18 protein-coding genes are annotated in these 26,976 nt (G+C 46.8%); 13 read left to right on the top strand and 5 right to left on the bottom strand.

Annotated features, from left to right (window positions below; translation table 11 throughout):
* Nucleotides 1-131 precede the first annotated feature (131 nt).
* Nucleotides 132-1,490: a dihydroorotase gene (locus K1X61_05485; GenBank protein MBX7108083.1), complete on the bottom strand. Its 1,359-nt coding sequence runs from the start codon at nt 1,488-1,490 to the stop codon at nt 132-134.
* 205 nt (nt 1,491-1,695) lie between these two features.
* On the opposite strand from K1X61_05485, the gene K1X61_05480 reads away from it, so the two are divergent.
* Nucleotides 1,696-2,343: a toxin-antitoxin system YwqK family antitoxin gene (locus K1X61_05480; GenBank protein MBX7108082.1), complete on the top strand. Its 648-nt coding sequence runs from the start codon at nt 1,696-1,698 to the stop codon at nt 2,341-2,343.
* Nucleotides 2,344-2,502: 159 nt separating this feature from the next.
* Here K1X61_05480 and K1X61_05475 read toward each other — a convergent pair whose 3' ends face one another.
* Nucleotides 2,503-3,324, bottom strand: a complete 822-nt coding sequence (locus K1X61_05475) for an SDR family oxidoreductase (protein MBX7108081.1) — start codon at nt 3,322-3,324, stop codon at nt 2,503-2,505.
* 360 nt (nt 3,325-3,684) lie between these two features.
* Between K1X61_05475 and K1X61_05470 the strand changes: the two genes are divergently transcribed.
* The 5 genes from K1X61_05470 to K1X61_05450 all read left to right on the top strand — a co-directional run bounded on the left by K1X61_05470 (nt 3,685) and on the right by K1X61_05450 (nt 10,826).
* Nucleotides 3,685-5,778: a hypothetical protein gene (locus tag K1X61_05470; protein MBX7108080.1), complete on the top strand. Its 2,094-nt coding sequence runs from the start codon at nt 3,685-3,687 to the stop codon at nt 5,776-5,778.
* A 100-nt stretch (nt 5,779-5,878) separates the two neighbouring features.
* Nucleotides 5,879-7,132 (top strand): hypothetical protein, encoded by a 1,254-nt coding sequence (locus K1X61_05465; protein ID MBX7108079.1) that lies wholly within the window; start codon nt 5,879-5,881, stop codon nt 7,130-7,132.
* Between the two features lie 27 nt (nt 7,133-7,159).
* A complete protein-coding gene (locus K1X61_05460; protein ID MBX7108078.1) occupies nt 7,160-7,960 on the top strand; it encodes a toxin-antitoxin system YwqK family antitoxin in 801 nt (266 codons plus the stop codon).
* A gap of 48 nt (nt 7,961-8,008) precedes the next feature.
* Nucleotides 8,009-9,070 (top strand): T9SS type A sorting domain-containing protein, encoded by a 1,062-nt coding sequence (locus K1X61_05455; GenBank protein MBX7108077.1) that lies wholly within the window; start codon nt 8,009-8,011, stop codon nt 9,068-9,070.
* A 385-nt stretch (nt 9,071-9,455) separates the two neighbouring features.
* Nucleotides 9,456-10,826 carry a sigma-54 dependent transcriptional regulator gene (locus K1X61_05450; GenBank protein MBX7108076.1) on the top strand — a complete coding sequence of 457 codons (1,371 nt, stop codon included), beginning with the start codon at nt 9,456-9,458 and terminating at the stop codon, nt 10,824-10,826.
* Between the two features lie 160 nt (nt 10,827-10,986).
* Here the strand turns inward: K1X61_05450 and K1X61_05445 are convergent, their stop codons facing one another.
* Nucleotides 10,987-12,801 carry a tetratricopeptide repeat protein gene (locus K1X61_05445; GenBank protein ID MBX7108075.1) on the bottom strand — a complete coding sequence of 605 codons (1,815 nt, stop codon included), beginning with the start codon at nt 12,799-12,801 and terminating at the stop codon, nt 10,987-10,989.
* Nucleotides 12,802-13,021: 220 nt separating this feature from the next.
* Here K1X61_05445 and K1X61_05440 point away from each other — a divergent pair, with 220 nt between their 5' ends.
* The 5 genes from K1X61_05440 (at nt 13,022) to K1X61_05420 (ending at nt 21,335) form a co-directional block, all read left to right on the top strand.
* Nucleotides 13,022-14,014 carry a GHKL domain-containing protein gene (locus K1X61_05440; protein ID MBX7108074.1) on the top strand — a complete coding sequence of 331 codons (993 nt, stop codon included), beginning with the start codon at nt 13,022-13,024 and terminating at the stop codon, nt 14,012-14,014.
* A gap of 48 nt (nt 14,015-14,062) precedes the next feature.
* Nucleotides 14,063-14,812, top strand: coding sequence for a response regulator transcription factor (locus K1X61_05435; protein MBX7108073.1), 750 nt, complete (start codon nt 14,063-14,065; stop codon nt 14,810-14,812).
* A gap of 235 nt (nt 14,813-15,047) precedes the next feature.
* Complete coding sequence (locus K1X61_05430; protein MBX7108072.1) at nt 15,048-16,589, top strand: HAMP domain-containing histidine kinase; 1,542 nt, start codon at nt 15,048-15,050, stop codon at nt 16,587-16,589.
* 75 nt (nt 16,590-16,664) lie between these two features.
* A complete protein-coding gene (locus K1X61_05425) occupies nt 16,665-17,372 on the top strand; it encodes a response regulator transcription factor (GenBank protein MBX7108071.1) in 708 nt (235 codons plus the stop codon).
* 477 nt (nt 17,373-17,849) lie between these two features.
* Complete coding sequence (locus tag K1X61_05420) at nt 17,850-21,335, top strand: hypothetical protein (GenBank protein MBX7108070.1); 3,486 nt, start codon at nt 17,850-17,852, stop codon at nt 21,333-21,335.
* A gap of 363 nt (nt 21,336-21,698) precedes the next feature.
* Here the strand turns inward: K1X61_05420 and K1X61_05415 are convergent, their stop codons facing one another.
* Nucleotides 21,699-22,646 carry a hypothetical protein gene (locus tag K1X61_05415; protein MBX7108069.1) on the bottom strand — a complete coding sequence of 316 codons (948 nt, stop codon included), beginning with the start codon at nt 22,644-22,646 and terminating at the stop codon, nt 21,699-21,701.
* Nucleotides 22,647-22,854: 208 nt separating this feature from the next.
* On the opposite strand from K1X61_05415, the gene K1X61_05410 reads away from it, so the two are divergent.
* On the top strand, nt 22,855-24,660 hold the full coding sequence (locus tag K1X61_05410; GenBank protein ID MBX7108068.1) for an ABC transporter ATP-binding protein: 1,806 nt from the start codon (nt 22,855-22,857) through the stop codon (nt 24,658-24,660).
* 26 nt (nt 24,661-24,686) lie between these two features.
* Here the strand turns inward: K1X61_05410 and K1X61_05405 are convergent, their stop codons facing one another.
* Nucleotides 24,687-25,562, bottom strand: coding sequence for an SDR family oxidoreductase (locus K1X61_05405; protein MBX7108067.1), 876 nt, complete (start codon nt 25,560-25,562; stop codon nt 24,687-24,689).
* A 334-nt stretch (nt 25,563-25,896) separates the two neighbouring features.
* Here K1X61_05405 and K1X61_05400 point away from each other — a divergent pair, with 334 nt between their 5' ends.
* Nucleotides 25,897-26,904 (top strand): ligase-associated DNA damage response exonuclease, encoded by a 1,008-nt coding sequence (locus tag K1X61_05400; GenBank protein ID MBX7108066.1) that lies wholly within the window; start codon nt 25,897-25,899, stop codon nt 26,902-26,904.
* The last annotated feature ends 72 nt before the right edge of the window (nt 26,905-26,976 follow it).

Here is a 26,976-nt window from a genome sequence, read left to right as displayed (position 1 = left end):
AACTTGTTTCAGGATCTCTTCCATTCATTGACAGATGCCGAAATAAATTCGGCATCACCGCATGGATTGCCTGTTCTGAGATAGCTTATAGTTATTACCGGTGAGCACGGCATCCTTTATCCTGCAGGCGATTAGCGTTCAAACTCCAGCCGCATGCCATTCACGCTTTCATCGAAAATGCCGTTGGCATACACAAGCCTGCCGTTCACGAATGTATGGGTGATGGTGCCGGGAAACGCCTGTCCTTCCAGCGGCGACCATCCGCATTGATACAGGATGTTGTTTTTGTTAACCGTGAACGGCTTTTTCGGATCCACCAGGAAAAGATCAGCGGCATAGCCCTCGCGCAGGAAACCGCGCTGTTTTATGCCGAAGAGTGTTGCAGGTGCATGACTCATTTTCTCCGCGATTTTCTCTATGGAAATTTTGCCCTGCCGGTGAAATTCCAGCATTATGTAAAACGAATGCTGCAGCAAGGGAAGTCCAGAAGGCGATTTGAAATAATTGATTTTTCCATCGGCCGTCAGCGTAAATTTTTCTTCCCACAGATGCGGTGCATGATCGGTGGCAATCACATCCAGCCTGTCGTCGAGCAGGGCTTGCAGCAACGCCGCTTTGTGGCGTGCTGCTTTTATGGCGGGATTGCATTTTATCATCGGGCCCAATCGCTCATAGTCATTGCTGTCAAACCAGAGGTGATGAACGCATACTTCGGCCGTTATCTTTTTCTCCTTCAGCGGCACGGTATTTTGAAAAAGTGCCGTTTCTTCCGCCGTGGAGATATGGAGAATGTGCAACCGGGCATCATGTTTTTTCGCCAGTGAAATGGCAAGCTGCGATGATGCGAGGCATTGCTCCTCGTTGCGAATGACGGGATGGAATGAAACAGGAATCGCATCGCCGTATTTTTCACGGTAGTTGTTCTCTTGCTCTTTGATGAGCGGATCGGTTTCGCAGTGTGTGGCGATCAGGGTGGGAGCATGCCGGAAGATGTTTTCAAGCGCGGTGCTGTCATCTACCACCAACTTACCGGTGGAAGAGCCCATGAAAATCTTAATGCCGCAGATTCGGGCAGGATCCGTTTTCTTGATTTCCTCGAGGTTGGTGTTGGAAGTGCCTAAGTAAAATGAAAAGTTGGCCAGCGAGGTTACCTGCGCAGTTCTGTATTTCTGTTCAAGAATTGCATGCGTGTCGGCCGGAGGAATAGTATTCGGCATCTCCATGAAGGAGGTAACACCACCGGCAATGCCCGCCTTTGATTCGGAATAGATGTTGGCTTTATGCGTGAGTCCGGGTTCCCGGAAATGTACCTGATCGTCGATGATACCGGGAAGAAGGTATGATCCCTCTGCATCAATTTCCGTTTCGGCGCCGGTACCCTGAATGACAGGGTCAATCCGTTCAATCCGCCCGTTTTTCATCAGCAGATCGCCGGATAGCGTTTTTCCTTCATTTACGATCTGCGCGTTTTTTATCAGGATCTTTTTCATGCTATGGCGAAGATACTACGGCAATGATAACCGGCAAGTTTATGGTATTAACAATGGTTCAGGCACGGTTTGCTGAACATTTGGCCACGCTGGAAATGACGCAAAGAACAACTTCATTGCTGCAGACCGGTTTTTCAAATCGTTAACAAATGAAGCCTCTGTTCCGGGAATCTTTCATCCTAAATTCGCCAAAATTTTTTGTGAGATGAAAAGCCTGATATGTTTTTTGTTGCCTGCCATTTTCCTGGTTTCCTGCAAGCATGAATTGCAGCAAGTGAATACCTACTATGACCTTGAGAATAAGGAACTGCGTGAAAGTTTTACGGTTAGGCCGGACAGTCCCGCCATTCGCGAAGGAGTGTACATGTTGTATGGCAAAGACGGGAAGCCGGTGGAGAAACGTAACTACCGCCACAATCAGATACAGGATACATTGATTAAATACTATCCTTCGGGAAAGGTGAGTGAGAAAACTTTGTTCGTGAATGGACAGCAAAACGGTGAGCGGCGCGTTTACTTTGAAAGCGGTGCTTTGATGATTGTTGAGCATTATGCTGAAGATCAATTCGAAGGGCCGTATGCATCTTTTTATGAAAACGGTCAGCAAAAGGAAGAAGGTATGTATGTGAACAATGTGATGGACGGAAAATGGAAATATTACTATGACACCGGCGAGTTGAAGGAGGTGGTGACATTTGCGAATAATGAAGAAAACGGTGAATACCAGTCATTTTATAAATCGGGAAAGGTGAAAGCTGCCGGTGCCTATTCCCATGGCATTAAATCCGGCAGCTGGAAATCTTATGATGAAGAAGGCAAGATGATCAGCGAAGAAAACTTTGATAGTATGTGATGCAGTATCAGATGGGAAATTGCTTTTCTGAATCGAACCTATCTCAAAATACCAGGAGTCATCCTGTCCGATTGATCAGGATCAGGAACTCTTTCATTCATTGACAGATGCCGAAATAAATACGGCATGACAGCATTGATTGCCTGTTTTAGATAGCTGCTAGGTGAACGGTGAGTCTTTTTCTTTCGACACCACATTATACACCATCCTGTCCATCATCGAGGGAAAAAACTTATTCAGCAGTACTGTGAGTTTGCCCTGCAATGTCAGTATTACCGTTCTCCTGCGGAGAATGATGCCGTTCACGATGTGTGCAGCCACTGCTTCCGCGCTCATCAGGTTGTTTTCATCCAATGGACTGTCGCCCTGTTGCTGACCAATTTGATTGAGTGCCGTGTTCCTGATATTGGAGGAAGTGTAACCCGGACAAACGACCATGATATGTATGCCTGTTTTTATGTTCTCCACCCGTAAGGCATCAAGAAATCCTTTCATCGCGAATTTGGAAGCTGAATAACCGGTGCGGCCGGGCAAGCCTTTATATCCGGCAATGGAAGATACGCCGGCAATGCTGCCTTTGTTCTTCAGAATTTCACTGATCGCATATTTGGTGCAGTACACCGTTCCCCAGAAATTGATATCCATCAGCTGACGGATCACCTTCAGTTCAACATCGCGAAAAACCGCGCGCATGGAAATACCGGCATTGTTGATGAGGATATGAATGGTGCCGAATTCCCGCACGGTCTGTTCCATCAGCTTACGGCAATCATTTTCAACACTCACATCGGTAACACAATAAACGGCAGTATGGCCATGTTGTGTTAGTTCCGTTGCAACACTGCGCAGCTTCTCTTCATTGCGTGCAGCGAGCATCACCTTTGCGCCGGCAGTGGCGAAGGCAAATGCGCAGGCCTTTCCGATGCCGGAAGAAGCGCCGGTAATCACCACTACTTTATGCTGAAGACTGTCTTTATTCAAAGGAATCAATTGTGACTATGCATGATGATGTAAAGGTTGTAAATCTGTAAGCTATCTCAAAATACCTGGAATAATCCTGTGCTTGTTTAAGGATCTCCACCATTCATTGACAGATGCCGAAATAAATTCGGCATGACCGCATTAATAACCTATTGTGAGATAGCTTTTAAAAAATAGTACCACGAAGCAGATTGTTTGTTGAATGAAGGCATAAGTGTGTTGTGAAAACAGCCGGTAGATTTTTTGACTTGAAACAGCGGACGTGAAGCACGTGTTGCCGGCGACAGGTATATGATTTTGAGTAATTGTAATCAAAAAAGTAACTTCACCAGCTTCATTAAAACAATATTATTATTCTGTATGGCCGGACGGTTCACCAGGTATCTTTTACTGTTGCTGTTGCCGGCGGGAATAACCTTCACGTCTTGTAAAAAAGGAGTGGAGTCGCATCCGGCATGGGAAACGAATATGCTGGCACCGTTGATGCAGGCATCGCTGACGATCGGTGATTTGCTGGCCGATTCGCTGATGCAGCTGAATGATGATCATTCCATTTCGCTGGTGTTCAGCGATTCGCTGTATCATTTTTCTTTTGCCGATGCCACGCTGGAAATTCCGGATACGACGATAAAAGCAGGTTTCTCGCTGCAGAATCTCAATCTTGCCAATCAGACCATTGTTTACCCGTTGACGCTTGGGCAGATGTGTCAGCAGCTTGGCCTGCTCGGACAGTTTATTATTGCAGCCAATGGCGGCGTGTTTCCGATACCGGCTATTGAAAACATTACGACGGGTGATAATGATATAGACGCCACACAGTTTTTTGAAACGGCCGACCTGGAGTCGGGTGCCATTGATATGATGCTGGAGAATGGTTTGCCAATTACTATTTCCAACATTGTTTTCCAGGTAAGGAATAAGATGGATCAGCAGTTGCTCACACAGGATACCTTTCTCAACCTGTTGCCCGGTCAGCTGCAGACCAAGGTGATAGACCTGGCAGGTAAGCATGTGGAAGGAACACTCGTGGCATCCATCATTGACCTCGACAGTCCGGGCGGAGTGGCACCCATTGACACTTCCGATGCACTTACGATTACCATGGTGGCGCATGACCTTGTAGTCAGTTCGGCCACCGCCATATTTCCGGCGCAAAACCTCATTGATGAAAATAAAGAGACCGCATACAACCTCAGTGGCGGCGCACTGCTGAATCAGCTGAAGGTCAGGTCAGGCATGCTCATCATCAAGCTGCAGAGCACCATTCAGCAGCAATCGCATTTTGAATTCGCTCTTCCTTCTGCAACGGATGCCTTTGGCAATACCATCTATCTCGATGAAGATCTGCCGCCGGCGATGCAAGGCACTGCAAGCAATCTTGTGAAATCATTTGACCTTTCAGGTTTCACCTTTAACCTCACCGGCGTAAACGGAGATACCTACAACACTTACTATACCCTCCTTGTAGCCAGCATTGATTCCACCGGTGAACTCGTAACCATCTCGAAAAATGACAGTGTGCTGATCAGCTACACGCTGCAGGATATTGTGCCCGAATTTGTCAGCGGTTATCTCGGACAGCAAATCATTACCATCGGGCCGTCGGAAACCTTATTTGATGGATTGAAAAATATAAAGAGCGGTTCCATTGGCTTGGAGAGTGCTGCCGTGGACCTGTCGGTGAAGAATGGCATTGGTGTAAGCGGCAGGGTGAACCTATATGAGCTTACTTCCATCAATTCGAATACGGGAAAAAATGTTTCGCTCCAATGGGATGAACTGAACAAGCCATTGGCGGTTGCAGCAGCATCGTTTTCACCATTCTTGCCTTCCGTCACGGTGTTTTCACTGAACAATGCCAATTCCAATGTAAAGGCACTGCTGGAGAATCTTCCTGATAAATTTAAGTATGCGATGGATTTCTTCGTGAACCCGTCGGGAAACAGTTCGTTCTTCCACGATTTTGCTTATGACACCAGCGGGCTTGATGTGGGACTGAACCTCACCATTCCTTTATCGCTGATAACGGATAAGCTCGTGTTGCAGGATACTTTTGACTTTGCATTGGGCTCTTCGGAAGAAGGCGATCCGGCGATTAAGGAAGGAACCTTTTCACTTATCGCATACAATGGATTTCCGTTCATGGCAACACCACAATTGTATTTCCTCGATGAAGCGTTTAACGTAGTTGATTCCCTCTTCACTTCGCAGGCGGAAATTATTGCAGGAACACTGAATGATCAATGCCTTGTGCAATCATCCGCTAAATCAGTATTGACGATACCGGTGGATGAATCGAAAATGAACAGGATACGTGCAGCAAAATCAGTGGTGGTAAAAACGTCATTCACTACCACCACCTCTTCTTCCTGCAGTACTTACCTGAAGATTTATGATGATTACCGGCTCGACATCAAGCTGACCGGTTCATTTATTTTTTATACCGGCTATTAAAAGTATGCACAGTCGCTGTCTCCTCTCAATGATATTGTTTCTATGTTTTGCAACACATGCCGTTGCACAGGAGCCGGCAAACGGGCAGCTGCAACAATCAATGATTCATACGGTTTCCCTGAATGGCTGGCAGGACCTGTCATTTAATACATACACTGACATTGCCCTGACGAATTTTACCGATTCGGTCCGTCACGAGGTCGAGGTAAAAGGACTGGGCATGATTGGTTCAAATGCAGTAAACCTTGCATTCAGTTCCGCGGCATTGCGCAATAAGTTTATTGATGAGGAAATGAAACAGTCCGTTGCAAAAGATCTTTCAGCCACCAATGCATTTGAATATACAGTTGATATGGAAGCCGGTTACCGGTTTCTTGCACCTTCATTCATCTTACACAGCCCGTCGTTGATTTCTTGCAGCATGCGTATAGGAACGGTACAGCAATCCACATTCACGGAAGATCTTTTCAAGGTGATCTTCTTTGGCAATGCCGGTTATGCGGGAAAAACTGCCGATTTCAGCGGTTCATACGATCTGCAATACAGTTACCGTCAGCTGCGCCTGGGTTTGCAAAAACAGTTGCTAAACAAGGAAGTGCAGTGGGAGACAGGTATCGGCATTTCCTACATCTCTGCAAAAAAGGGTCATGAAATTCTCCTGCACCATGCCACGCTCTATACGGAAGAAAATGGTGAATACCTTGACGCGGTTTATAACATAGAATACCATGAAGCGGATACTTCAAATCATGGAACCTGGCAAACTGATGGCCGTGGCGCTGCGGCCGACCTGTTGCTGTCGTGCCTGTTTCATGATGGTAAGTCGAGGTTAACACTCAGTGCGAATGATGCGGGGCTGATTGCCTGGAATAAACACTCACTGCTTTATACTGCCGACAGCGCCTTGCATTTTGAAGGCCTGGAGGTGAATGATTTGTTGGTGCAGGCTGATTCATCGCTGTTTCAGTTCAGTGGCGATACGTTGCTTGACAAGACCGGCGCAACGGTCAACAATGGAACGTTTACTACAGCATTCAAGATGCGCTTCTCACTGGTTTATTTTCAAAAGTGGAGTGATCGCTGCATGACGGTGGCCGGTGTCACGTACCGCCCGATGCCGGACCTGATGCCGCTCATTTTTATTCAGCCACAATATGTGATAACTGACTGGCTGACTGCCGGCTGTTCATTCGCGTATGGAGGCAGTGCTGCCTTTGGGCTGGGGCTTACAGCTATCATTCAGGTAAACGGTTCCTTCAGGTTATCCGTTGCATCACAGAATGTGCCGGGCCTGGTAATGCCTTCTCAAACTACATCAACTTCCTTATTTTTGCAGGCCTCCTGGCAATTCTGATTCAATAAAAAAAACGATACAGGTAAAATGAGAAAGCTGCTTCTTGCAATTGTTGTTTTCTTTCCTTCCTTCCTTTTCGCACAGGAAGATGAAGGTAATACGGTAACCGGTTACGATACCGTGGCCGTTCATGATCCGGATGCTTATAACATCGTGGATATGAAAATTTATTATATGCCTTCGCAGCGGTTGTACCGCGCCGGCAAGTTGCTGAACGGAAAGAAGCAGGGCATCTGGCGCACGTACAATGAATTCGGCCTGCTCGAAAGGGTAGAAGAGTACAACCTTGATTTTTATGATGGCATGATCCTGATATTTGATGAAACGGGTACCGTGTCGAAAGAACAATACATCCGCAACGGTGCGCTGGAAGGACTTATGCATGACTTCTACCTGGGCGGCAACCTTAAGAGCGAAGAAAATTATGTGAAAGGGTTGCTCGACGGCTGGCGGCGTGTTTATACACCGGAAGGGGCGTTGCAGGAAGAAGGCATGTGGCGTGCAGGCCGCCGCGACAGTATCAACCGTTGGTATTATGCGGAAGGAAATCCTTATGTGGAATACACCTATGATAACGGAGTGATCAGCGGTGTTTCCAGGCAGTTTTATGAAAACGGAAAAATAAAGTCGCAGGGCGAATACAGCAACAACATTGAAAACGGACCCTGGAAAGATTTTTATGAGTCAGGAACAGTAAGCGCAGAAGGCATGTACAAGGCTGGAAAGAAAACCGGTACCTGGAAAATGTATGATGAAGCGGGGAAACTGCTGAAGACACAAACATGGGATAATGGAGTGATGTTGAAGGAAGCGCCTGCAAAAAAATAGTGAATAAAAAACGTCTGATCCCTGTCGCAGCAGTTAAAGTTGAACCTTATGAAATATTACCTCATTGGCTTATGGCTGCTCATGGCATCGTTTCGCGCTGTTGCGCAGATCACGATTACACAGGCTGATATGCCGCATGCCGGCGCGTCCTATTTCAACACCACTGCCGTGATTGATTTTACAATTGATCCTTCGCAAACCGGCGCCAACACAACATGGGATTTTCACCAACTCACCCCTTTGTCTTCAGCGACAGATACTTTCTATGGCCTTTCTGAGCTGTCGTTCCTTTACCAGATTTTATATGCCGGTGCCAACCTCGTAGACAAAACACCTTACAGCATTTCAGTTGATCAGATCGCACTGGACGACGTGTATCTGATCTATGAGAATAATTCCAATGCATTGAAACAATATGGGTTTGCCGGCACTATTGATGGTATTCCTGTTCCGGTGCTCTACGGTGATAAAGATGTGATCTATAAATTTCCCCTGCAGTTCAACGGCGTGGACTCATCCTCGTCAGGATTTTCCATTGGATTGACAGGCCTGGGATATGTTTCGCAACAACGGAAAAGAGTGAACACCGTTGATGGATGGGGCACGGTGCAAACGCCCATCGGCAATTTCAACGCGCTGCGTGTTGCATCTGTCATCACAGATGTGGACAGCGTTTATCTCGACACACTGGGTTTTGGCACCAATGTTACGCTGAAGTCGTATGAATATAAATGGCTTACACAGGCCGGCGGCATTCCTGTTTTGCAGATCAATGCGCAGGATGTGCTGGGTGTGCCTGTCATCACACAAATAACTTATCAGGACACGGCATTGCAGACCGGTGTGCCGGTAATAGCTGCTGCATTGCATCAGTCGTTTTCAGTGTATCCAAATCCCGCAGGTGATGTGGTGCAGATTTGCAGTAACAATTCTTTCCGGCATCCGGCAACAATTACGGTAACAGATATTTCCGGTGCCGTGGTGCAAAGGTTTGATATGAATCAGCCGGCAGCAGTGATCCAGGTGTCTGGCTGGAAAAACGGAATATACTTTCTGGAAGTGCAATATGAAGATACCGTGCAGCATCTTACCTGCGTGGTGCAGCATTAATGGTTCCCTGCACTATGCATTTGTTTATTCAGCCTCTGCTCCACATATCTTGATGGAGTTTTATATGGCAGCAGAAAGTTGTCTGGCTGATAGCAGGCATGATAGTTGAAGACAGCATGGTTTTTTACCGGCCATGTAACGGTAGTTTCTTTATCAATGAACCTTACATGGCAGCATCGCTTGAGATGTCGTCGAGTATAGCTGAAAAATTGAATGAAAGACCTCATCAAACCGATGGCAGCAAAATGGCATTCAGTACGCTGCTGATGCGGTAAGTGTCCGGCAGCATATATGCTGAAGAAAAATGCGCATGAGCTGTTTCATTTGAACAGGTTATGGGATGGAATTTCTACTTTTACATTATTTACAAAGGTAAGCGCACCACATGCCAACCATTCTGATTATTGACGACGAAAAAAGCATCCGCCGCACCTTGCGGGAAATCCTGGAGTATGAAGGATACAAGGTGGAAGAAGCTGTTGACGGGCTTGAAGGGTTAAACATGCTGAAGGAAAAGACATTCGACGCCATCCTGCTCGATATCAAGATGCCGAAGATGGATGGCCTTGAAGTGCTGGATAAAATCATGCAGACCAATGCCGACACGCCGGTGATCATGGTTTCCGGCCACGGTACCATTGATACTGCCGTTGAAGCAGTAAGGAAAGGTGCATATGATTTTGTCGCCAAGCCGATGGATCTCAACCGGCTCCTGATTTCATTGCGCAATGCACTCGAGAAAGTATCACTGGTTACGGAAACGAAAGTTTTAAAGCGCCGTGTTTCAAAAACCAGGGAGATATTAGGGCAGTCGCCTGCTGTAGAGAAGATCAAAGAAAAGATTGATAAAGTGGCTCCTACCGATGCGCGTGTGCTGATTACCGGCGACAACGGTACGGGAAAGGAACTCGTGGCAAGATGGATTCATGAAAAGAGCAACCGGGCAACCGGGCCACTCGTGGAAGTCAATTGCGCTGCCATACCTTCCGAACTCATCGAGAGTGAATTATTCGGACATGAAAAAGGTGCCTTTACCTCTGCCATCAAACAGAGGATCGGTAAGTTTGAATCTGCCACCGGCGGCACCTTGTTTTTAGATGAGATCGGCGATATGAGCCTGAGTGCACAGGCTAAAGTGCTGCGTGCTTTGCAGGAAAACAAGATTACGCGTGTTGGCGGCGACAAAGAGATTACGGTGGATGTTCGGGTTGTTGCTGCTACCAACAAGGATCTCAGTCGTGAAATTGATAAGGGCAATTTCCGCATGGATCTGTATCATCGCCTCAGCGTGATCATCATTCATGTGCCATCACTGAACGATCGCAAGGAAGACATACCCATCCTGGCGGAAAAATTTGTGACGGAGATCTGTGAAGATTATGGCATACCGCGCAAGATTATCACACCCAAGGCAATACTGGAGTTGCAGAATATCAACTGGACCGGCAACATCAGGGAATTGCACAATGTGATGGAAAGGTTGGTCATCCTGAGTGAAAATAAAATCACTGAGCAGGAAGTGCTTGCCTTTGCAGTTGCTAACGTGACAAGGGATCCGATGGAGTCGCTGTTTAACCGCTTCGACAAGTTCATGGACTTCCGCGACTACATGGAGAAACAATATATTGAATACCGTTTGCGGATGAATGCATGGAATGTTTCGAAAACAGCCGATGAAATTGATTTGCAGCGCAGCCATCTGTACAGCAAGATGGATAAGTTCGGCCTCAAGCGCGAAGAGACGCAGAACTCCTGATCCTTTAAGAAGCTATATCAAAATACCTGAAGTCATCCTGAACTTGTTTCAGGATCTTTTCCATTCATCGACGGATGTCGATATATATTAGGCATTAACGCATTGATTGCCTGTTTAGAGATAGCTTGTGGCATTTCCCATCACGGGGGTATAGTTATAACTATTCCGGAGCAAGCAATGAGTAGTCGCCCTGGTAACCAAGCGATTTGGCTTGTAACAGGTCTTTGACGCCTTCGGTTTTATTTCCCGTCTTGTAATAGGACAGTCCGCGGCAATAGAGCGCGGCATCAAATCCGGGCTGCAGCTGTAATGTTTTGTTAAAGTCATGAATGGCAGCTTCGTATTTTCCCATCGTAAAATAAGTGTAGCCACGCTGCGCCCAAAGTGTTGCCTTGGATGTGTCTAATGCAAGGGCCGATGAAAAATCTGCTATCGCTTTTTCCGGTTGCTGTAGACTGTTATAGCTGATGCCCCTGTTGATGTATGCATTCACATAGTCAGGTTTAAGCGCAATGGCTTTCGTGTAAGCACTCAGTGATTCCCCGGGCTTGTTTTGATCGGCATAGATATTTCCCAGATTATTATAAACCTCCGGATCGGTAGTATTCATATCGAGTAACACCTTGTAATCTTTTAATGCAGCAGCAGTATTTCCGCGCTCCCCATAATAATTGCCACGGTTTTTATGCGCGGTAGCAGCCTGTGGATATTTGCTGATCACATCGCTCCACAGCGTTTCACTATTGTTCCACACCCTGGTTCGTTCATGTGTCAGCCATGCAAAAACGAGCAGCACAACAGCGGCAACGATGCTGAGGGTTGTCCGGGCAGTTGGTTTTCCACGGTAGTATTTTTCAAAACCATAACTGGTGATAAAACATAAGCCGCCGTAGGAGAGATAGCTGTAGCGGTCCGCCATCATGGCATTGCCGACGGAGATAAACTGCAGCACCAGCGCAATGGAGACCATAAAAAAAAGTAACCCGAAAATGATGAATGGCTGCTTCCGTAAGTAACGGTACATCATCCAGCCGCCTGCTGCCAGCATGATAGGAGCGAGGTAATATTGTAGCGGAACTGACAACAGCGAGTCGCTTACTTCCGGGTACGGGTAAAAAGCGGAAAGGCTGAACGGGAATATGAATTTGATAAGGTAAAGCAGTAAGCCATAACAACCGAATACGAACCGTTGTAGCAGCGTGTATGCAGCCACCGTTTCATTTGCTGATCCTGCCTGTATACTTAAAGCGATAACACCAAACAAAAGTGAAACGAGCAGAAACGGAATTTTTTCCATCCAGGCCCTGCGGTCTAACTTGCGTTGCTGAAAATAATCAACCAGTATCAGCAGCACGGGCAGCACTACGGCCATGGCCTTTGACAGGCATGCGAGCACGAACAGGAGAAAACAGGAGATGAGCCAGCTGTTTTGATTCAGTGTTCGATACCGTAAATACGCCAGCAACGATAAGAGCAGGAAACAAACATAGAGCACGTCTTTCCGTTCTGCTATCCAGGCAACGGATTCCACGTGCATCGGATGCAGGGCGGACAGAAGTCCTGCCAGTGCAGCGGTGATTAATTTTTTTCCTGATAAGTAATAAAAGAACAGAAACCATAAAATACTGTTGATGATGTGCAGCAGCAGGTTGGTGGCATGATAAGGACCTGGTTTCATGCCGGCAGCCTGGTAATTCAAAGCAAGCGAGAGCATGGTGACCGGATGATAGTTCAATGCAACCGGTTGTGTGAAGAGGGCCTTCCAGTCAACAGATTTTGCCGTAATAATAGTGTTCGCCGTAACATAAGTGTCATCATCCCAGTTCGTAAAGGAGGCATTCAGTGATGGCGCGTAGCTGAGATAAGTGATGATGGCAATTACCGTCGCTGTTATCAGTAATGGAAGCCGGTTACCCGCAGGGGCAGCCGCTTGCTTTTTGGATGGGATGTTTTTCTGCCGGTGTTCTTTTTTCATATCAGCTGGTGGGTTGAAAGTAATAAAGTTTGAAATCACCGGCGATGGAAATGATGGATCAGCAATAAGCGAAAGCGACGGGCAGTTTTGAATTTAATAGAGTACGAACCGCATAGGCCTTATCTTTGTTTCAATCACCGCATGCAGCTGACTGATCGGTAAGTTTCAGGCAACGCAATAATTTGAACGTAAATTCACACTTGTCTTAATCCGTTATTGAATGCGTAGTAGGCCCTTGCTCATCTTTTACCTGCTGGTACTGTATATTTTCGCCTCCTTCACCTGGTGGATACTTTTTTTATTTCGTATCAGTGCAGAAGCATACAATGAAAAGAAGGAACTGACTCAGCTCAATTTCATCTATCAGCACAAATCGCCTGACCAGCTCGACAATACGGAAGAGCTCAACCGTATTGATCGTGAGTACCGGCGTAAGATTATCATGATATTGGGAGAAGGATCCGTTTTTCTCATCATCCTGCTCGTGGTGACCATAAAAACCAATCAAAGCCTGCAACGCGAATACAGGGTGAACCGGTTGCAAAAGAATTTCCTGTTGTCCATCACCCATGAATTGCGTTCACCCATTGCATCTTCCAGGATTGCACTGCAAACCATGCTGAAGCATGCATCCCTTCCGAGGGAAAAGGAAGAACTGCTGCTGACTAATTCGATACATGACATGGACCGGCTGCAAGGCCTCGTGGAAAACATTTTACTGGCTGCAAAAATTGAGGATCATACCTTTCAGATCGGGAAAGCAGAATGTGATATCAGTGAGATCGTGCAAACGGCCGTCGATAAGGCAAAAGAAGTGGCTGCCGGTCAACATTCATTCGAGACCGGAATAAAGCAAGGAGTGATGGTGATGGGCGACCGGATGGGACTCACGAGTGTGGTGACCAACCTGCTGGAGAATGCCATGAAATATTCTCCTGCCGGCACTGTCATCTGTGCCGAAGTAACAGAGGATGATAAGCAAGTACGCATCTCCGTTGCAGATCAAGGCTACGGTATTCCGGATAGGGAAAAGAAAAAAGTTTTTGACAAATTTTACCGCGTTGGACAGGAAGAAACCCGTAAAACCAAGGGAACCGGACTCGGACTTTACATTGTGGACCGCATTCTTGCTTTACATAAAGGCAAGGTTTCGGTGCGGGACAATAAACCCGCAGGTGCTGTTTTTGTTGTGGAGTTGCCAAAGTTCACCTGACCGGATATTTGATTCATAACTGTTTCAGATTTTTAAACTATTTGCATTATGTCATCATCAAACACGCCTTCCGCTCCGGCTGCAGAATTTCAGAATCTTGCCCTGCCGAGAATTTTACTGGTAGAAGATGAAGAAAACCTGCTCGAAGCCATCAAACTGAATCTTGAGATGGAAGGATATGAAGTAACCGTGGCGATAACCGGCCCGCAGGCATTGAAGAAATTCAGTGAGGAACGTTTTAACCTCGTGATACTTGACATCATGTTGCCTGAACTGGATGGCTACCAGGTATGCCAGACCATCAGGGTTACCAACAGTGAATTACCGATACTTTTTCTCACCGCTAAAGATACCAGTGAAGACAAGGTGATGGGACTGAAAATGGGTGCCGATGATTATCTCACCAAGCCATTTAACCTGGAAGAGTTGCTGCTGAGAGCTAAACGGCTGATCCGCCACAGCATGAAAGGAACGGTGAATGAAAAGCAGACGCACATCTTCCGGTTTGGCGACAATGAAATTGATTTCACCACCTTTACCGCTAAAGGAAAAAGCAAGAAACCCATTCAGCTTACCAAACGGGAAGCCGCTTTGCTGAAGCTGCTTATTGAGCGAAAAAATGAAGTGGTTTCGAGGAAGCAGATCCTGCAGACCGTTTGGGGTTATGATGTTTTTCCTTCCACGCGGACAATAGATAATTTTATTCTCACCTTCAGAAAATATTTTGAAAAGGACTCCCGTAATCCTGTCTACTTTCATTCCATCAGGGGCGTTGGTTATAAATTCACCGATCGCTGAATTATTGATTTGCCATAACTATTGTTATGTAGGCTGCATGCTTTATGTAAAATGCGGAAGCCATGCTTTCCGGTTGATGACTGCCATTGAACTGCTGCATTGTGTTCAGTAAAGACGGCTTGCCGGAATATTTCATTACCGCCGTAATGCAATGGCTAAAGTTGACCACCTGATGATCCGGTTAAGGAATCGTTAAAGTAAAAGTCCGCAGGTTGCAATCTGTTAAATTCGCCGTGTGAAAATTTCACTCATTACCGTCAATATTGTTTTGCTTACGTTGTCGCTTATTGGCATCATCACACTGCAAGGCCTTTGGATTCGCAGTGCCTGGGATACCAAGCAGGAAGACTTCCAAAGAACTGTTAACGCGGCTATGAATAATGTGGTAAACAGGCTGGAGCGCAGGGAAGTGGTGAGTTTTATTAGGCAGCGCTACCGGTTTTCTGAAGAAGGTGATGTGCTATTCAGTCAGCGCGAAGAAATATCCATGACTGCGCCGGGCACCGACACCACAAGAGAGATAAAGCGAAGCAAGGTGGTGGCATCCGATGGACTGTCAGATGAAATGAATGCACCGCATCCCGGAATTGTTTTCGAGTTGAAAAAAGATTCCACGCTCTCTTTTTCTGACGATAACCGTATCAGCATGAAGGCCGGTCAGCTGAATGATGTGATTTACCAGATGGTGATGGAGCTGAGCAGCCTGAAACTGCCTATTGACCGTCGCATTCCATCGGCCGAATTGCAGGAGATGATCAGGCAGGAACTAAGCAATAAAGGTATTGAGCTGCCTTTTCAGTTCGCTGTGGTGCGCGGGCTGCAGGATTCAGTCAGCACTGTGAAATCCGCCGCTTTTACACCGGATATGGCCGATAATGCGTATCGGGTGAATCTTTTCCCGAATGATATCTTCAGCAGCCCTTACCAGTTGCTGCTTCATTTCAGCGACCGGCGCAACTACATCATTAAATCATTATGGTGGATGCTCATCTTATCTGCGGTATTTCTTTTACTCATTGTGGCTACTTTTTCCTCCGCCGTGTATATCATTCTGCGGCAAAAAAAGCTATCGGATATCAAGACGGATTTTATCAATAACATGACCCATGAACTCAAGACGCCGATTGCCACCATATCCGTAGCGCTCGATGCCATCAATAATCCAAAAGTGCTGGCCGATCAGGATCGTGTGAGGTATTACTCTTCCATCATCGGCAATGAAAACAAAAGGATGAATGCCCATGTGGAAAACATCCTGCAAATGGCATTGGTGGATAAGGAGCATCTGAACCTGAATGAGCAGCTGCTCAATGTGCACGATATCATTTATCATGTATCTGATCCGGTGCGGATGCAGGTGGAAAAACGGCAGGGCACCCTGCACCTCGATCTTGCCGCGGCGGATGCATTTGTTGTTGGCGATGAGACCCACCTGACCAATGTGGTGCACAACCTGCTCGACAATGCCAGCAAATACTCAACACAGGCGCCGGAGATAAGCATCAGTACGAGGAATGAAAATAATGGGATTGTTATCAGCGTGGCTGACAAAGGCATCGGCATGAGTCCTGATACGCAACGCAGGATTTTTGATAAATTCTACCGTGAGCAGAGTGGTAACATTCATAATGTAAAAGGATTCGGACTCGGGCTTGCCTATGTTAAGTCGGTAGTGAAAAAACATAATGGTACCATCAGCGTTGTCAGTGAATTGGGCAAAGGAAGCCGTTTCGACATTTTTCTTCCTTTCGGTCATTTGCCGGTGATGGAAAACTGAAAATGGATTTTGCATAGTTCCTAAAACAATACACACAAGATTGTAATAGCATTTCCTGTTTTATCAGCAAGTTAAATGGAAAAGAAAGCAAAGATTTTACTGGCAGAAGATGATCCGAATTTCGGTGCAGTACTGCGTGATTACCTCGAGCTGAATAATTATGATGTCACTTTAGGCAGCAATGGATTAATGGCCCTGCAGCTGGTACAGAAAAAAGACTTTGATTTATGTGTGCTGGATGTGATGATGCCGGAGCTCGATGGTTTTTCGCTTGCGCGTGAAATCAGGAAGCAAATGCCGGCCCTTCCATTCATCTTTTTAACTGCCAAAACACTGAAGGCTGATGTGGTGGAGGGTTACAGGATTGGGGCAGATGATTATATCACCAAGCCATTCGACTCTGAAGTATTGCTTTATAAAATCAGGGCAATCTTGAAACGTGGGCGGGAAATTCCGGAAAAGGTAGAGCTGCCCAGTGAATTTGTCATAGGTGACTTCTCGTTTAACTACAGGCTGCGCGCACTCAGCATTAAGAAGCAGGAATGGAAACTGTCGCCGAAGGAAGCCGAGTTGCTTCGCCTGCTGGCCGCGAACATGAACGACATCGTACCGCGGCAGGAAGCGCTGAGGCTGATATGGGGCGAGGATAACTTTTTTACCGGCCGCAGTATGGACGTGTTTATTGTAAAGCTCCGTAAATACCTGAAGGATGATCCGAAGGTGGAGATCGTGAATATTCACGGCAACGGATATCGCCTTATTGATGGCAACCGGCGTGCATAGTGGAAATATGTGACGGACAGATTGCGGTTTGATCGTTGTACTATGCGTTGCCCGTTTTCGTTTGCTTTTATCTATAGCATATTGAAAATGGTTTTTTGTTGTATTCGTTTTCAAATTTCCTTTTGCAGCCCGGGATCAATTGGAGCTGATACCATTGATAAGGATCTGTAAAGTTTACCTGCAAGACTGAAAGGAAAGCCATCACATTTTCTTTCTGCTAAGATCGGCGCTACAGAGATTCCCGTTAGAATACAATATTGGTTAATTTTAATCCTGCATGGTTGCTGAACCGATCAGCCTAATGATCTGGGCAGTTGCAGAGTCGGCAACGGGAAGAAACCAATCATAAAAAGGTTGCAGGAGAATCGGCGTCCTGCATCATTTTAAGCACAACACCGGCAATTGGTGAAATTGTTTTACGTTGGTGGATTGGCATCAGGAAGCAACTGCGGTTTCACACATTTACACAGGCAGCGATTGAAAAGAACAGCAAGTCATATTTTTTTCGGTATTTCGCTGCTTGTCTTTTTCTTCGCCAGGCAGGCCGTGGCGCAGCAGCTTTCCAACCTGCGCAGCAAGACCATGCCATGTACGGCAAGTGCAATGCGGATTGATACATTCAGTCTTGCACCCGGAACCCTCCTGTTGCAGGATGCCGCCACGAAAGAAGCCATTGGTGCGGAAAAATACTCAGTGGATGAAATGAAGTCGACACTTACCTGGAAAGTGGCTGACATTCCCGACAGTGTCATCATCACCTATCGTGTATTGCCTTTCGCCTTTGCAAAGGAACTTTTTCACAAGGACTATACAAGACTGAATAAACAGGATAGCTTAAGCCGGCTGCCCATCATCTATTCGTTGCGCGAACTGAGTCCGGGAAATACACTCGATGCGGGCACCATGAACTACAACGGGAGTTTTACACGTGGCATCACCTTCGGCAACAACCAGGATTTGGTGGTGAATTCCGGCTTCAATCTGCATTTGCAGGGTAAACTGGCAGGAGATGTAGAGGTGCTGGCTGCCTTGTCTGATAACAATATTCCTATTCAGCCGGATGGAAACACGCAGCAACTGCAGGAGTTTGATAAGGTGTTTATCCAGTTAAAGAAAAACAAATCGTCGCTTGTTGTTGGTGATTACGAGTTATCTAAGCCCGAGGGTTATTTTATGAATTACTATAAGAAACTGCAGGGTGCTAACTTCAGCACAGCTTACGACGGAGGCCCCGGGCTGCACCTGAAAACCATGGCAGGCGTGGCGGTTGCAAAGGGTAAATATGCCAGCAATAAAATAGCAGGGCAGGAAGGCAATCAGGGGCCTTACCGCCTTACCGGCAACAATGGCGAAACTTTTATCGTCGTGCTGGCCGGCAGTGAAAGGGTGTTTATCGACAATCAGCTCATGGTGCGTGGCGCCGACCGCGATTATGTGATTGATTATAATGCCGGGGAAATAACCTTTTCACCCACCAGGATTATTACAAAGGATAAGCGTATCAGTGTGGAATTTCAGTACAGTGAGCAGGCTTATCTGCGAACAGCTTTTTTTGCAGGGCAGCAGTTTCAGCAGGATAAGTCAATCATCAGGGTGAATTTTTATACCGAGCAGGATGCGAAGAATCAGCCTGTACGGCAGGAGCTTTCCGATTCACAGAAGGTGAAGCTGTCTGAAGTAGGTGACAGCGTGCAGAATGCCTATTACCTGAGTGTTGACAGTGTGCCATTCACCGCCGACCGCATTCTTTACAGGAAGGTGGATTCTTCCGGATACGTGGTGTACGTTTATTCAACGGATCCGCAGGTGGCGCATTATGCACTCAGCTTTTCCTATACGGGTCCGGGAAGGGGCAATTATGTGATTGCCGATAACCTGGTAAACGGGCGTGTATATGCATGGGTAGCACCGGTGAACGGAGTGCCGCAGGGTTTGTATGAACCGGTTATTCCGCTTATTGCCCCGCAACGCATTCAGCTGTTGTCCATCGGCGGTGAATATGCATTTACAGGTAATGCAAAAATTTTGTGGGAAGGAGCTTTCAGCAACCAGGATGTGAACACATTTTCTGACCTCGACAACAACGATAACGGAGGCGCTGCTGCTAAGGTAGGCTGGCTGCAACAGGTTGCGCTGAATAAAAGTAAGGAACATGCCAGTTCGTTTTTGGTAAACAGTCAATATGAATTTTCTTCCCGCACATTCAAACCTGTGGAACGTTATCGCCCGGTGGAGTTTGACAGAGACTGGAACCTGCCGCCCGGAGCAGCCGCCGCCAATGAACACCTCGCATCCGTAAACCTCGGATTGCAACGGCTGGCAACAGGCAAAGTGGAGTATGTATTTGCACTGTACAACCGGACCGGAACTTATACGGGAATCAACAATGCATTGAACGGAACGTATGAGCATAATGGTTTCCGCGCTGTTGTGGTTTCATCATATCTTGTTTCATCAACGGAAACGCAGTCTGCAAAATTTTTCAGGCCCGCCGTGGACCTCGCACAATCATTCCGGTTTTTGAAAGGTGTCACGCTTGGGTTTCATGGCGAGCAGGAAAATAACCGGCTGTCTTTGCAGGATGCTGATACATTATCCGCCTCGAGTTTTTACTGGAATGAGGGTAAAATTTATCTGCGGAGCAGTGATACTGCCAAAGTCCGGTTTGTCATGGACTACGCGTCACGGATTGATTACAGCCCCAATGCGAACCAGTTTAGCAAAGCTACTGTGGGCAATACCATGAATGCCGGTGTCGAATTGCTGGGAAATCCACGCAGCATCCTCCGCGCAAATATCATCTACCGGAAACTTAACATCGCTGATACCCTGCTCACCCAACAACGGCCCGATGAGTCGTTGCTTGGTAAACTGGGCTATGATCTGCAGGTGAAAAAAGGATTTATCGTTTCCAATACGCTCTATGAACTCGGTTCGGTGCAGGAGCAAAAAAAGGAATATGCATATACGGCTGTGCCGGATGGAACAGGACTTTATACCTGGTTGGATTATAATGAAGACGGGATACAACAGATCAACGAGTTCGAGGTGGCTGCGTTTCAAAGCGATGCAGATTATATCAGGATACTGCTGCCGACCAATCTCTTTGTCAAAGCGTACTCATCTCTGTTCAATGAATCGCTCTCCATCAACCCGCGTAACCTCTGGCGCACGCCACACGGATGGAAAGAATTGGCCGCCCGATTTTCTGCACAGGCCACTTTGCAGATCAATAAAAAAACCTTGCCCGGCGATGCAGGCTCACAGTTCAACCCGTTTTTGCTGAGTGTGCCGGACAGCCTGCTGATTTCAAACAGTTCTTTGGTTTCGGGCTATATCTATTTCAACAGGAGTGACCCGAAATACGGAATAGATTTTTCTTATCAGCAAAACAGGTCAGCCACACTGCTGACCAATGGCATTGAATCACGGAAGATCCGCGACTATGGTCTTCGTTGGCGATGGAATATCACCCGCAAATTTTCATCAGTGGTGAAATTGAATCAGCGTCAAAAGGGATACGCCGCGGGCTATTACCCGGAAAGTAATTACCTGCTCCTTGGTTATTTCATCACACCACAGTTTTCCTATCAGCCTTCCAATATTTGCAGGATCACGATTGGTTACGACTATGGCAGCAACAGGAATACCATCAGTGACGGAGAAGGGGAGCAGGCCATCAGCAATAAGATTTCGCTGGAATTAAAATACAATGTGGTGGCAAAAAGTGTGTTGAATGCCGGCTTCGTTTATGCCAATGTTGACTACACGGGTGTAAGTAATTCACCGGTGCAATATGCCATGCTGGAAGGGCTGCAGAAGGGACAGAACTATTTATTGAATATCTCCTTCGACAGGAAACTTTCAAGCTTCGTGGAGATGTCGCTGAGCTATGAAGGCCGCAAAACCGGCAGTGCAACAGTGGTAAATACAGGCCGCGCTCAGGTTCGTGCCATTTTTTGATGATTGATGTACACGGACCGCCTTTCTTCGTTTCCGGTGAATCAACTCTTTACTTCTCTAAACGTCATTTTGTTTTAACGGCGGCACAGTATTGCACGGGTATAATGTATCATTTGCTTTATCAGCAGGAAAAAGCTGGTCATTTTCGTTGCTGAATCAACGGTAATTGTGAATATTCAGTTTAATAATTGAGGGGAAAAATAACTGGTCGCGACAGGCTGATTTAATAATCCGGACTGAGCGTGCAGGTCAGTTTGCAATATTGAAACCAGAAAGCATGCCCGCATCCGCGTGAAGGCATTTCAAAAAAAGAGGCCGTCTTAACTATCGCGACGGCCTCTTCAATTACTTTAAGCGAAAGAGTTATTTCAGCTCAAATGTTTTGGAACTTAAAAGATATCCGTCCTGGTAAACCTCCGTCGTATAAACTCCCTTTGCGTAAGGTGTGCTTTGCTGCCAGTAGGTGCAAACATTCTTTGGTTGCTGATCATACTGAATTGTTGTGGAAGTAGTGTATTGACGTTGTTCACCGCTGCCTGCCACCATGAAGGTGCCTGAACCACTGCTTTGAATGGACAGGGTTGTTCCTTCAGGACTGATGATTCGAACCAGGAATGTTTTTTCACCCGGATCAGCTACCTGGTTTTCAGGCAAGTCAAAACACACTTTCAGCTTTTCCGCTTTTTTGGCATTGTCCGTCTCCGTCTCCTTGCCACTCGATTTCCCCCTTACTCCTGTTGAGACAAGGCTTGTTGGCTTCAGCAGTGATGCCACCGATACTTTTTGAGAAAGCGCCTGGTTGGTATTGCTGAGTTTGGTATTGGTGTACATCTCATTTGCCAGCGACTGACCGAGTGAATCATTCTTGGTGATCAGGATCTGATTCTTGTCCTGCAAGTCTTTGATCTGTGCCATCAGGTCGTTGACTGTGGCCTGCAGACCATCCACCTGTTTTTTATAATCAGCTTCCGAAATCTTCATCTTCTTCTTCATGGCGTCAAGGTTCGACTTGTAACCCATAAGTTCTTTCTCCTTAACGGCAATGATACTGTCGAGTTTGGAGTTCTGTCCCTTGTAGGATTCAATGTTTACAAGAGCTTCCTGGTACTTCATGTCCAGATCAGCAATACGGATACTGTCCATATTCGCTTCTTCCGTCAGCGTCTGCGCATGATTTTTAGTCTGGTAGTATTTCACGTACAGGTATATATTTATCCCCACCAGCAGCAGGATGAGGATGATATAAAAAATGGTGCGGTTGTTTTGCTTGGGCGGTTGATTTTCCTGTTGATTTAATCTTACGTCTGACATACATGGTTGATTTTGGTTAAGAAAAACTCGCGTTTGGCAAAATTAGTACCGAAAAGTCAGAATTCAATTTTATATTACACATAAAGCACTATTTCCCTTGTTAATATCGGCAAAAACATGATTGAACGGTCTTTGACATTGTATCAGCGATTGTCCTGGTTGCCTTAGTGCACCATTTCAGGTAATGATTGTTTCCGGAAGCTGTTACATGGGGCTGAACGCTTATTTTTATCCCAACGATAATACTTTGCGAAGCGGACCTGTCTTACAAGTAAACCATCTTACCACCTGCTTCACGGCAGGCGGCACGGCACTTACTGCTGTTGATGATATCAGCTTTGATATCTGCCAGGGCGAGACGGTTGGCATGGTGGGTGAATCAGGTTCCGGTAAATCGGCCACTGCATTGTCATTGATGCGGCTGCTGCCTGTTGCCGGAGAAATCCGCGCAGGCACGGTTTGCTTTAACCGGCCAGGGTTATCAGCCGTAAACCTGCACTCGCTCTCCGGCAATGAGATGCGCAGATACAGGGGCAGGGATATCGCTATGGTATTCCAGGAGCCGATGACTTCGCTCAATCCTGTTTTTACCTGTGGTGCTCAGGTAATGGAAGCCATCAGGCTGCATCTCAAATCAGGTGCAGCAGCAGCCAGGGAACGAACCATGTCACTCTTCAGGAAGGTAGAACTGAGCGATACCGAAAGAATTTTCCGGTCGTATCCGCATCAGTTATCGGGTGGACAGAAGCAGCGTGTGATGATTGCGATGGCCATGAGTTGTGATCCGGTGCTGCTGATTGCCGATGAGCCTACCACAGCACTGGATGTTACTGTACAGTCGCGCATACTTGCGCTGATGAAGCGGTTGCGCGCTGAAAACAACATGAGCATGCTCTTCATCACCCACGATCTTGGAGTGGTTGCTGAGGTGGCAGACCGGATTATGGTGATGTATAAAGGAAAGATAGTTGAGGCGGGAACAACATCACAAATTTTCTGTTCGCCGGAACATCCGTATACCAAAGGGTTGCTTGCCTGCCGGCCACCGCTAAGCAAGAAATTGTACCGCTTGCCCGTGATTGCCGATTTTATGAAGGAAGAGGCAAATGGTGACCTCGCAACTTCATCAGAGCTGCCTGCCATAAGTTTGGCGGATAACATCATATCCGCCGCTGCCACGGAAGAACGGCTTGCGCTGCTGCAACGGCAACAGCCTGTATTGACCGTGAGCAACCTGTCAGTAACATTTCCTGTTAAGAAATTTTTTTTTGGACGAAAGCACACTTTCGTCAGGGCAGTTGATGATGTTTCACTGCAGGTATATCCCGGCGAAACGCTCGGCTTGGTTGGTGAGTCAGGCAGTGGTAAAACAACACTGGGGAAAAGTATACTGCAACTGATCAGGCCTGATGCCGGCAGTGTGAACTATAAAGGCAATGAACTGACAAAGCTTTCACATGCCGAACTGCAACCAATCCGCAGGCAGCTGCAAATCATCTTCCAGGATCCGTATGCATCGCTCAACCCAAGGTTAACAGTCGGGCAGGCTATCATTGAGCCAATGACGGTACACCGGCTTTATGCCAGTGATACGGAGCGGAAAGAAAAAGCAGTTGAGCTGTTGAAAAAAGTGAATATGCCGGAGGAATCCTTTAACCGTTTTCCGCACCAGTTTTCAGGAGGGCAGCGTCAGCGTATCTGCATTGCGCGTGCATTATCGTTAAACCCTGAGTTCATAGTTTGCGATGAATGTGTATCCTCGCTTGATGTTTCTGTTCAGGCGCAGGTCTTGAACCTGCTCATGCAACTGCGCGAAGAGTTTCAGCTGAGTTACATCTTCATTTCACATGATCTTGCTGTAGTCCGTTTTATGAGCGACCGCATTATCGTGATGAACAATGGCAGGATAGCAGAATCAGGAACTGCCGATGCCATCTATCATCATCCTGCTTCCGAATACACAAAAAAACTGATCAGTGCTGTTCCCGCCGGTATCGTTAGCACGAAAGCGTGAAATGCAAGGTGTAGGCCTGCCGCATTCTACCCGTTATCCTTTTTCCCTCTCATTTTCTCCCACATATCCCACAATTCATCGGGGATATTTTCAAGGCCGGTAAACTGACCGGCGCCATGCAGCCATTCGCCGCCATCAATTACCACTACCTCACCATTCACGTAAGCGGAGTAATCCGACAGCAGGTAAGCAGCAAGATTGGCAAGTTCCTGATGTTCGCCATATCTGCCCAGTGGTAACCTTTTTTCCGGATCTACATACTGCTGCACTACCGGCGGAAAGAGCCGGCTCCAGGCACCTTCGGTGGGAAAGGGTCCGGGCGCTATGGCATTGCACCGTATTTTTTTACGGGCCCATTCGGCAGCAAGGGAACGGGTGAGGGCAAGTACACCGCCTTTCGCGGCAGCCGATGGAGCCACATAACCTGAGCCGGTAAAAGCATAGGTGGTTACAATGTTTAAGATATTGCCGGGCAGCTTGTTTTCAATCCAGTATTTGCCTAAAGACAGTGAACAGTTGTATGTTCCTTTCAATACAATATCTACCACCACATCAAATGCTTTGTGCGACAAGCGTTCGGTAGGCATCACGAAATTTCCTGCAGCATTGTTGAGCAGCGCATCGGCTTTGCCAAACTGCGCGATAGTTTCTTTCAGCATCAATTCCACTTCATCATACTTCCGCACATCGCAGGTAACAGGCAACACCTTGTTACCGGTTTCTTTTTCTATCGCAACTGCCGTTTGTTGCAATACATCTGGTTTTCTGGATGTAATCACCAACTGTGCACCCAGCTGCGAACAATAAAGTCCCATGGATTTTCCCAAACCGGTGCCGCCGCCGGTAATGATGATCACCATGCCTGCCAGCGAATTTTCTTTAAGCATTGGTTGATTGTACATGGATCAGATATTTAAATGATGAATACCCATTTAGGTTTGCGGAAAAAAACTGACGTGCATGGCGTCATCTGTTTTTTAGAAGCAGTCTCAAAATACGTGGAGTCATCCTGTTCCCATTGATCGGTATCAGGATCTCCTCAATTCAATTACAGATGCCGAAATAAATTAGGCATGACCGCAATGATTGCCGATTTTTAGATAGCTTCTAATCTTTTCCTGTTGCTGAGATTTTTCAACTTCCGTTTTCAATAATGCTAAGGTCGCAAACATTTGCCTTGCGCATAGCAATCTTGTACAGCTATGATCAATTTCCCGTTAAATTTGTTTTCGAACTATGTCAGCATTATTGCAATTCACCGATAAAGGCATTTACTGCGAAGCTGGCGATTTTTATATCGATCCGGTAAGGCCTGTTCATCGTGCCATAATAACGCATGCGCACAGTGATCATGCCTATCGCGGACATGCGCTTTATCTCGCACACCGGCAATCGGTGCCGGTGTTGCGGCAGCGGTTGGGAGCCGATATCCGGGTGCAGTCAATGGAATATGATGAAAAGCTGGTACATAACGGAGTAACCGTCTCACTGCATCCTGCAGGGCATATCATCGGATCATCGCAGGTTAGAGTGGAATGGAAAGGTGAGGTGTGGGTGGCTGCCGGCGATTATAAAATTGCAGATGATGGTATTTCTGTTCCTTTTGAACCGGTACGATGCAACACTTTTATCACCGAATCCACTTTCGCACTACCTGTGTATCGCTGGAAAACGCAGGAAAAAATTTTTGGTGAAATGGAAGACTGGTGGAAAAGAAATCAGGAGCAAGGCATTGCCAGCGTCCTTCTTTGTTACGCCTTGGGAAAGGCGCAGCGAATACTGTGTGGCATTGATAATACAATCGGGCCAATCTATGCACATGGAGCAATTGAAAATGTGAATGAGCTGTTGCGCAAAGGCGGTGCACCCGTTCCTGAGGTGCGCCTTGTATCATCCACGGATAAAAAGGATGCTTTTCGTAATGCTTTAATACTGGCTACATCATCTGTGCTAAACACATCCTGGCTCTCCGGGATGGCACCGTATGCAATTGGTGTAGCCTCCGGCTGGATGCAGATTCGTGGTAACAAAAGAAGAGGTGCCGCCGATATTGGCTTCGCATTGAGTGATCATGCCGACTGGCCCGGACTAAACGATGCTGTTAAAGCGACCGGCGCTACGCGTGTTTTTGTGACACATGGTTTCACTTATCAGTTTGCGAGATGGTTATGTGAACAGGGATTGGATGCACGGGAAGCGGCTACATCGTATCGCGGTGACAGGGTGGAGGAAGATGTTGGCTGATGGATGAGTGCTACAAAGCCTGATGGATAAGTTGTATGATGCTTTTATTGTCGCAATGTTGCCATGAACTGA

The sequence above is a fragment of the Chitinophagales bacterium genome (assembly GCA_019694975.1).
Lineage (GTDB): Bacteria > Bacteroidota > Bacteroidia > Chitinophagales > UBA10324 > JACCZZ01.
Note: the sequence above shows the minus strand (reverse complement) of the source record. Positions and strands in the feature narration are given on the sequence as shown.